Source organism: Frankia sp. CeRuru1, assembly GCF_977966315.1.
In genome coordinates, this window is record NZ_CDWWEW010000201.1 from 1 (window position 1) to 9,220 (window position 9,220).

The 9,220-nt window shown below is 73.9% G+C and carries 4 protein-coding genes; all 4 read right to left on the bottom strand.

Annotated elements, in window-relative coordinates:
* Window positions 1–940: alpha/beta fold hydrolase (locus tag AC08OP_RS14990; protein ID WP_476614767.1), on the bottom strand; the 940-nt coding region annotated here is incomplete at its 3' end.
* Window positions 941–946: 6 nt separating this feature from the next.
* Window positions 947–1,324, bottom strand: a complete 378-nt coding sequence (locus tag AC08OP_RS14995; RefSeq protein ID WP_476591722.1) for a phosphopantetheine-binding protein — start codon at window positions 1,322–1,324, stop codon at window positions 947–949.
* A 2-nt stretch (window positions 1,325–1,326) separates the two neighbouring features.
* The gene (locus tag AC08OP_RS15000) at window positions 1,327–6,324 is read right to left on the bottom strand and encodes a type I polyketide synthase (RefSeq protein ID WP_476614768.1); all 4,998 of its coding nucleotides are present in this window, start codon (window positions 6,322–6,324) and stop codon (window positions 1,327–1,329) included.
* Window positions 6,317–9,220 (bottom strand): SDR family NAD(P)-dependent oxidoreductase (locus tag AC08OP_RS15005; RefSeq protein ID WP_476614769.1); only part of this gene is annotated, 2,904 nt, incomplete at its 5' end. The genes AC08OP_RS15005 and AC08OP_RS15000, both read right to left, overlap by 8 nt.

The following is a 9,220-nucleotide window of genomic DNA, read 5'->3' on the forward strand; positions in this document are numbered from 1 at the left end:
CCTCACACCCCTCGCCGGCCGCAGCTGCCGCGTCGGCCGGGATCGGGGCCGACCGGCGCTCGGCGTTGAGATCGGGCGGCGGCACCCGCTGCGTCACCCAGTCCGGGGTGGCGAAGCGCCGGCCGTTCGCGCGCACGTAGGGCGGCGGCGGCGTCTGGCGGCGGAACAACCACCACCGCAGCAGGTCCCGCAGGTAGTGCGCGGCCTCCCGTAGCACCATGTGCGTGTGGTGCTCCAGGACGATCAGGGTGCAATCGGGCACCAGCGCGGCCAGGCCCGCAGCCTGCCCGATGATGTCGGAGTTCTCCCCGTACACCGCGAGCACCGGGACGTTCAGCGCGGCCAGCGCCTCGGTGGAGAAAGGCGGAGTCGCCAGCATGTCGGTGGCGATCGTCGTCTCCTGCAGCAGCCGCTGCGCGGCCCGGGTGGCGCGGCTGGCCACGCGCCCGGCGCCGTTGTCCAGCCACTCCTGGACCTCCTCGTCGCTCATCGCGACGAGGATCTGGGTCAGCGATCGGGCCATCTCCTCGCCGAGACCCTCGATCAGGAACGGCGGCTCGATCAGCGTCAGGCTCGCCACCCGGGAGGTGAACTCCAGCCCGAAAGCCAGCGCCATCGTGGCGCCGTAACTGTTACCCACCAGGTGCACCGGGCGGTCCACTCCGAGCTCGTCGAGCAGCCCGAGCAGGTCTGCCATCGAGTCCGCCAGCCCGTAGCCGCTGCGGGTCCGCTCGCTGCGCCCATGGCCGCGCAGATCGTAGCAGATGACGTCGCAGCCGGCATCGGCGAGGCAGTTGCCCAGCGTGAAGTAGAAGCTGGAGATGTTGTCCATCACCATGCCGTGCACCATCACGACGACCGGCGAGTCCGTGGACGCTCCGCCCCTGGGCGCCAGTCGCTGCGCATGCAGCCGGATCCCGTTCGCGATGACCTCAGCCACGGGCCTTCAGGCCGATCCCGCCGGCGCCAGCGTCGGGAGGCTGTCGACGATGAAGCGGACGACCTCGCCGACCCGCATGTTGATCACCTGGTCGACGTCCATGTCGGCAAGGAAGCCGACGAAGTCCACCGCCTCGCCGTAGCGCTCACGCAGCCGGTCGGCCAGCGCCACGAACTCGATGCTCTCCAGCTCGAGATCCTGATTGAACGAGGTGGCCATCGTGATCTCCATGTCCACGACGTATTCCTCCCCGATCACCTCCCGCAGGAGCTCCGTGACCTCGCCGAGGATCCGGGCCTCGGCCTCGGCCCGTGTGACGGCGCCGGTGCGGTCGTCCGGTTCCGGGCCGGGAGGACCCTGCCTCGTCGTGCTCTGCGCAGACATCATCAACACTCCTTCTGGCTCTGGAGACCATGCGCCTCGACCTCGGGGGAGGTCCAGGCGACTACGTAACTGACGGTAGCGACATCGACTCTTCCGGCGGAGACGCCATCGCCCACAGCGTCCTGGCGCTGCGACGGCGGTGCCCCGCCCTCGCGGGGCACCGGGCCGGTCGGTTCCGGCTGAATCCGGCCGGCGGCGTCCACCGTACGCAACGCCACCCACCGGGTCCGCTCCGGCACCGACCCGTCGGGACCATCCCCGTAGACGGTGACCCGGACCAGATCGGGCGGGGTGCCCCCCGCCCGGGAGGATGCGAGCCCATCCCTTCCCGGGAACTGGGCCGTCCCCAGGGAATGAGGGCCGTCCACGACGAACCGGCGTGGACGGCCGGCGAGGCCCGTTCCGTCGGCCTTCGCCGCCGCCTCTTTCGCCGCCCACAACCGGGTGAACCACACGGCCCGCCGGTGAGAATCGGTGCCGGCGACCCGGTCGAGCAGGCGCAGTTCGGTGGGCGCCAAGGCCGCCTTCTCGACCCCGGCGGCGCGGGACACGATCTGCTCAAGATCGATACCGACCTCCCCGTCCGCGGCGACCAGGGCCACGGCGAGCTCCGGCTTGTGGGCGAGCGACACCCACGGGGGGTCGAGCGCGGGGACACCCGGCCGCGCCGGCAGGGAGGTGATGACCGGGGCACCCACGTCGTCGTTACGGATCCCGATCTCGATCCCCCAGACGGGCCCCGCTCCCCGCTCCCACAGCCATCGCCGGACTGCGTCCTGGGCGGCGATCCGTCCCAACAGCCGGCCACGCGCCGCCCTGGGGTTGAGCGCGGCGAGCCGGGCACGCTCGGCGGCATCAGCGTAGTGGCGCACGATCAGTTCCCGCGAGGCCGCATCGGGCCAGCGGTCCACGGCGACCACCCAGCCCTCACCGGAGGGCTGCGCCACGGTGTTCAGCTCCGGCGCACGCACCATCGCCCAGAGCACGTCGTCGTTGGCGAACCGGCGGTCGGTCCACCCGGTGATGACCGCCCAGACACGCCCGTCGGCCCGCCGCACCTCCATGTCCGCGGTCACCGTGCGCTCGGCCACCTGACGGATCCGTACGACGCAGTCCACCAGGTCGCCCTCTACCGGCACCGGGCCGTGGAACCGCACGTCGGCCAGGGACTGCGGGAGCAGAAGGGAGTCGTCGGACAGATGCTCCATCGCCCAGTAGCCGAAGAGCTGGCCCACGTTGTCGAGCAGGGCGCCGGACGCCGACGGCACCCGCAGACGCCCCCGGATACCGGTCGGGGCGATCGCCTCGATCCGATGGATGCCCTGGTAGCCGGGACCGTGGAAGAGGAACCGGGCCCCGTAGAGATCCCTGCCATGATGCCGCGGGGGCCGCTCGACGGGCAGCGTCGGGCCCGTCCGGCCCACCGACAGATCGGCGGTGATCGCGGTCGGCCCGGGCGACGGCAGGTGGTCCGCCGCGAACAGCACCGTGCCGCGGGCGTAGCCGTCCACTGTCACCCGCACCGCGTCCGGCCCTGCGGGGGCGAGCGCAATGGACACCTCCACCGCCGGCTCGATCGCGAGCCAGCGCAACGCCCGAACGTCTCGGACACCGACCGGCACCCGGCCCGGCAGCAGCGCGGCGGCCTCGCCGATCATGAGCTCGAGGACCTCGGTCATCGGCACGACCGGGAACAGATCGGACATGTCCGCCCAGCCCGGCGGCTGACGGTAGAAGCAGTGGTCGACGATGTGCGGCATCGACGCCAGCGACAGCCGTCGCCGGAACATCCGCGGCCCGGGTTCGGGACTGTCACGGGGCACGGGTACCCGGCCCACCGCGGACGTCCGACCTGCGCCCGGGGGCGCAGCGCCCGGGATTGCCCCGCCCCCCGGTCCGGGTGGGGGGACCCGAGCCGGCGTCGCCCCATGCGACCAGCGGTCGACCACGGTGGACATCACCGCGTCCGCCTCGGCGAGCGCGGCCCGCAGCTCGGCGATCACCGGATGCGTCGGCACGTCACCCCCGGCCCAGGCCGGCGGGTTCCGGTGGGTCCGATCAGCACTGCCCGGGTTGAGCAGGTCGCCGGCTCCGCCGCCGAGGCGGATCAGGGGGGTGCCGAGGCTCAACCGCACCGGGGCACCGACGCGGTGCGGTCCGTTGGCCCCCCGGGGGGGCGGCGGCACCGCCGGCGCGGGTCGCGACCGGCAGGGCAGCAGGTCCATCCGGGGCGCGGCGCCTTCCGCCCACATCGCCGCCGCGACCCGCCGCAGCTGGTCCAGCCCGGGGCGCTTCACGGTATTCGTGACCAACGAGAGATGGTCGTTGCCGGGCAGGGTGTCGTCGATGAATCCCGCGACGCTGCCCACTCCGACCTGGATGAAGGCACGCACCCCGCGCTCGCGCAGCCGCTCGACGAGCTGGCGGAAGCGAACCGGTTCGACCAGGTGCCGAAGAGCGAGCGCGCGGATGGCGTCGTGGTCGCTCGGGTAGGGCGCCACCGTGGTCGCCGACCAGATCGGCACGCTCGCCTCGACGAACGTGGTGAGGGCGAGCCGCGCCCGCATCGGGTCCAGGTACGGCTCGAGGAACGGGGAGTGGAACCCCGACCGGAACGGCAGGATCTGGCCCAGCACGCCGTCGCGGCGCAGCCGGTCCAGCGCGGTGCGCACGCTGTCCTCCCGCCCGCAGATGATCGACTGATGCGGGCAGTTGTCGTGGGAGACGACGACCTCGCCGAGCCCGGCGATGACCTCCGCCGCGCGCTGCGCGCCGCAGCCGAGCGCGCCGAAGACGACCCCCGGCACCTCTAGGACGGTCGGGTCGAAGCCGGCGAGGAAGTCGTCGGTGTACTCGTTGGTGATCAGCCCACAGGAGATCATCGCGTTCCACTCGCCGATGCTGTGGCCGCCGACGAGGTCCGGGGTGATCCCGAGCCGCCGCAGCGCCACATCGAGGATCCGGCCGACCTCAACGCTCGCGACGCCATGCCGGCCGAGCATCCCGGTGTCGTCGAGGGTCGGCTTCGTCAGCCCGAAGTGTTCGCAGACATCGTCGATCCGCGGGGTGAACTTGTCCTCCAGGCCGCAGAACAGGAAGGCGGTCTGCGCCGGGGAGTCCCCACCCGGCCGCGCGGGGGCGAACATCCCTGCCGGGGTGAACCACAGGTCGTTGCGCCCCCGCCAGGGGGTGCCGCGCTCGACGACGGTGCGGGCGAGCGCCAGCCGACGGGCGGTCGGCGCGACCAGGGCCAGCCGCCACGGCCCACCGGTCGGCGGGGCCGCGGCGTCGTCGCGGGCGAGCAGTTCCGCGTCCGGGACGTCGAGCTGGGCCAGCAGGTCAGCCGCGTCGACCCCGGCGAACAGCAGCACCGGTTCGGCGTCTGGATCGACGTCCGGGTCGGCCGCCCGGTCCACCGTGGTCACCGCCGGGGCGGCGAACGTACGGGCCGCCGTCACCGCCGCAGGTGCCGGCGCCTCCTCCAGCACCAGATGGGCGTTGATGCCGCCGAACCCGAAGGCATTGACCCCCGCTCGGCGGGGACCGCCGCCGGCCGGGGTGTCCCACTCGACGGCGGCGCGCACCGGCGCGAACCGGCTGCCCGCGAACGCCGGATGCGGCTCGTCGCAGTGCAGCGTGGGCGGCAGGACCCGGTGGTGCAGCGCCAGCGCGGTCTTGATCAGAGCGGCCGCGCCCGCGGCCGGCATCGCGTGACCAATCATGGACTTGACGGAACCGATCCCGATGTCCGCCCGCCCCGGCCCGGCCGGCCCGGCCGGCGCGGTGCCGAAGATCTGGCCGAGGGTGGCGAGCTCCACAGCGTCGCCGGTGGGGGTGGCCGTGCCGTGCGCCTCGACGAGGCCGATCGCACCCGGCGCCGTCGGGTCGAGCCCGGCATCCGCCCAGGCCCGGCGGACGGCGAGCGTCTGGCCTTCGACCGCCGGGGCCATCAGCGAGGCGGACCGGCCGTCACTGGACGTGCCCGATCCCCGCAGCACCGCGTAGATCCGGTCGCCGTCGCGCTCGGCGTCGGCGAGCCGCTTGAGGACGACCATACCGACGCCCTCGCCGATGAGGATGCCGTCGGCCCGCCGGTCGAAGGGACGGATGATCTCACTCGGGGACAACGCCCGCAGCAGGGTGAAGACGCTCCAGAACGACGCCTCGTGCACGATGTGGGCGCCACCTACAATCATCGCGTCGGTCCGGCCGGACCCGAGGTCGCGCATCGCCATGTCGACGGCGATGAGCGATGACGCGCAAGCCCCGTCCACGGTGTAGGCGGGCCCGCGCAGGTCGAGCCGGTTGGCGATGCGGGAGGCGGCGAGGTTCGGCACCAGCCCGATGGACGCCTCGGGGCGCTGCGGTCCGAGCTGGGCGACGAACGCCTCCCGGACCCGTTCGACGGCCTCGGCCGGCAGATCGGGCAGGATCTCGCGCAGCGTCGTGACAATCTGGCGGGAGGTGCGTACCCGCTGTTCGAGCTTGGCGACCCCGGGACCGACGTAGCCGCCGCGGCCGAGCACCACCCCGACACGCTCGGCGTCCCCCAGCCGCTCGGGACCGCCGGCGTCCGTGATCGCCGCGGCGGCGAGCCGCAGGGACAGCAGCTGGTCGGGTTCGGTCCAGCCGACGGCGAGCGGCATGATGCCGAACTCGGCCGGGTCGAACGACGCGAACTCCTCGACGAAACCGCCACGCCGGCAGTAAAAGGCGTCGCCCGCACCGCCCGGTCCACCCGCACCGCCCGGTCCGGCGCCGGGACGGTCACCGCGGGGCGGGTCGGGGCGGAAGTAGTCGTCGACGTCGAAACGCTCCGGCGACACCTCCCGGATCGCGTCGACGCCCCCGACGATGTTGCCCCAGAAGGTGCCGAGGTCGCCGGCGCCGGGGAACAGCGCCGCCATCCCGACCAGGGCGATGGGTGGGGCGCCGCCCCCGGGCGCAGGCCGGGATCCCGACGCCGACCGCCCCCCCGGCCCGGCACCGGGCTCAGGCATCGAACGACTCCACCGAGGCGCACATGTAGACGACCTGCGCGGGCGTGCCCGCCGGAGCGGCCAGCTCCCGCAGCAGGGCGGCCACCCCGTCGGCGGGATCGATCAGGCCGATGCCACGGCGCGCGTACTCCCGGGCAAGCTCCGGGGAGACCATCCCACCACCGGCCACACCGGCCACACCGGCCACCGCGCCCCCGGCCACCGCGGGGGCCGGTCCGCCGGCCCGTGCCACGAAGTCCCGCGCCGATCCCCAGGGACCCCAGTCGACACTGACCACCCGGCCGGCGAAGCGGCCCGCACAGGCACCGGCGAGCGTGTCCAGGGCGTCGTTCGCGGCGGCGTAGTCGACCTGGCCGCGGTTGCCGAAGACGCCCGCGACACTCCCGAACAGGGCGACGAAGCCGACGTCGTCCCGCAGCGCCGCCAGCAGCGCCCGGGCACCGTCGATCTTCGTTCGGTACACCTGGTCGAACGACTCGGGCGTCTTATCCCGCAGGAGCCGGTCCGCCAGGATGCCCGCGCCGTGCACCACGCCGTCGAGGCGACCGTGGCGGGCGTAGACGTCGGCCACGACCGAGGCAACAGCGGCACCGTCACGCACGTCCACCGCGTGGTAACGCACCGACGAGGCCAGCCGGCCAAGGACCTCCAGCGTGGTGCGCACCTCCCGCTCGGCGAGCAACCGGGCGACCTGGGACTCGATCTCGGCCGGCCGGCGGACGCCGGTGGCGACGAGCGCGCGGCGCAGCGCCGGGGCGTCGAGCGCATCCGCCGTCACCGGATCCTCCGGTCCGGTGGGCGGTGGGGTGCGCCCGATCAGCTCGATGGCGCAGCCGCTGCGCCGGGCGAGCTCCACGGCGACGGCCGCCGTGATACCCCGCGCGCCACCGGTGAGCAGCACCACCGAGGAGGGGCCGAGCCCGGCGGGCAGTTCGCCTGCGTAGCCCGCCGCACCCACGTCGCCGACTTCACCGACTTCGCCCGCGACGCCCAGCTCCACCGGCCGGATCCGCGGGGTCGCGCGGACCCCGTCACGGTAGCCCACCACGGACGGCCCGCCGGGGGTGAGCAGCTCGACGAGCAGGCTCTCGGCGATCCGACGCGGTTCGTCCTTCGGTTCGACGTCGACGAGGCGGACCGCGCTGTTGGGAACCTCCCAGGCGATCGTGCGCACCAGGCCGGCGAGGCCCATCCCCGGGGTCAGCTGGATCCCCTCGTCCCCGGCGTCGCCCGGGGCGAGCGCCCCGGTGTCGTGAGGCGACGGGCGACCGAAGCGCCCGCCGTGCCCGGTCGCGACGAGCATCCGCCGGCTGCCGCCGAGGGCCGCGGCCCGCAGTGCCGCGAACGCGGCGGGAAGAACGGCGTGGTCGCCGGCGCCGGGATCGATCGAGGCGATCCACACCAGGCCGTCCGCGCCGGCGCCGGCTCGAATCTGGCCGACCAGACCCCGGTCGTCGGCGGCGAGGATGCGGGCCTCGGCACCCGCCTGCTCCAGCAACGTGGCGAGCTCGAGTCCGACCCCGAGACCGCCCTCGACGAGAAGGAAGCGGGCCCCGGCCAGCGACCCGGCCCGCCCGACCGGCTCCGGGGCCGAGGGCACGGGGACGATCTCCGGTTCGACGACGAACCGCCGTAGCGGGATCGCGGCTGTCGAGCCGGCCCCCCCGGACTTCGCGACTCCGGCGGACCGACCGGACCCGGCGGGCTCAGCCGGTTCGGTCGCGCCGACGGCATCCGGATCCACCGACGCGACGATCCAGTCGACGATGCCGCGGACAGTCTTGATCGCCGCCAGCTCCTCGACGACCTCCTCGCCCAGCTCCCCCGACCCGGCATCCACCAGGCCCAGCCGCTGCGCCAGTTCCCCCAGAATCTCCGTCCGCTTGATCGAGTCGATCGACAGGTCAGCCTCAAGATCCAGATCCGGCTCCAGCATCTCCACCGGATAACCCGTCTGTTCCCCGATCACCCCCACCACCGCAGCCGACACCGCGGCCCGGTCCGGCACCACCCGACTCGCGGCAGCCACGTCCGGCACGTCGTCCGACACGACCCGGGGCCGCGGCGGCACGAAGTCCGACACGTCGTCCGACACGACCCGGGGCCGCGGCGGCACGAAGTCCGCCGGCCGCCCCTCGGGAAGCTGGCCCGGCCGGGCCAGGCCAGTCGGGTCGATGCCCAAGTAGCCCAGTACGACGTCACGTTGCGCCGCGACCAGTTCCCGGGTGGTCCGCAGGAACTCCAGCACCACGGCGTCCACCGATCCGTCACCTCCAAGTTCGGCCAGTCCGGCGGGCCCCGCCGCCGGGTCGTCGGTCGTCTCGCTGTGGTCGGTCACGCCGGTGCGGTCGAACGGGAGGGGCGGCGTCACGGTGTCCTCGACGAACCCGCGCACGCCGACGATCTCGGGCACGGAGGCGACCCCGGGTGAAGTCGTCCGCGCCGTCAGCCGGGTCGGCGGCCGCAGCCCACCGGGAAGGAACCGGCCGTCGGGCGTGCGCACGTAGGCCCCATCGATGAGCCAGCCGGGACGGCGCGGCAGGTCCGTCGCGCTGACCACCCGGGCGTCGCGGCCGGTAAACAGCGCGGAGGGGTCGAGCTCGACGCCGACGGCGGCGAGCTCGGCGAGGGCCAGCAGCAACCGGCGCAGCCCCGGCTCGCCGGCGACGTCGGTGGCCACCACCCGGTGCGGTCGACCGGCCAGAATCCTGCCGACGAGCTGCGCCAGGACGCGGCCGGGCCCGGCCTCGACGAAGGTCCGCACCCCCGCGGCGTACATCGCCTCGATCTGCTCGACGAACCTGACCGGCGCCGCCACCTGGCCGGCGAGCATCGCCCGCACCTCGTCCGGGCTGCCGGGGTAGGGCCCGGCGGTCGTGTTGGACCAGACCGGCAG

What these genes read in the sequence shown, in the direction of transcription:
- AC08OP_RS14995 (WP_476591722.1), bottom strand. Translation starts at nt 1,324, where the DNA reads ATGTCTGCGCAGAGCACGACGAGGCAGGGTCCTCCCGGCCCGGAACCG.
- AC08OP_RS15000 (WP_476614768.1), bottom strand. Translation starts at nt 6,324, where the DNA reads ATGCCTGAGCCCGGTGCCGGGCCGGGGGGGCGGTCGGCGTCGGGATCC.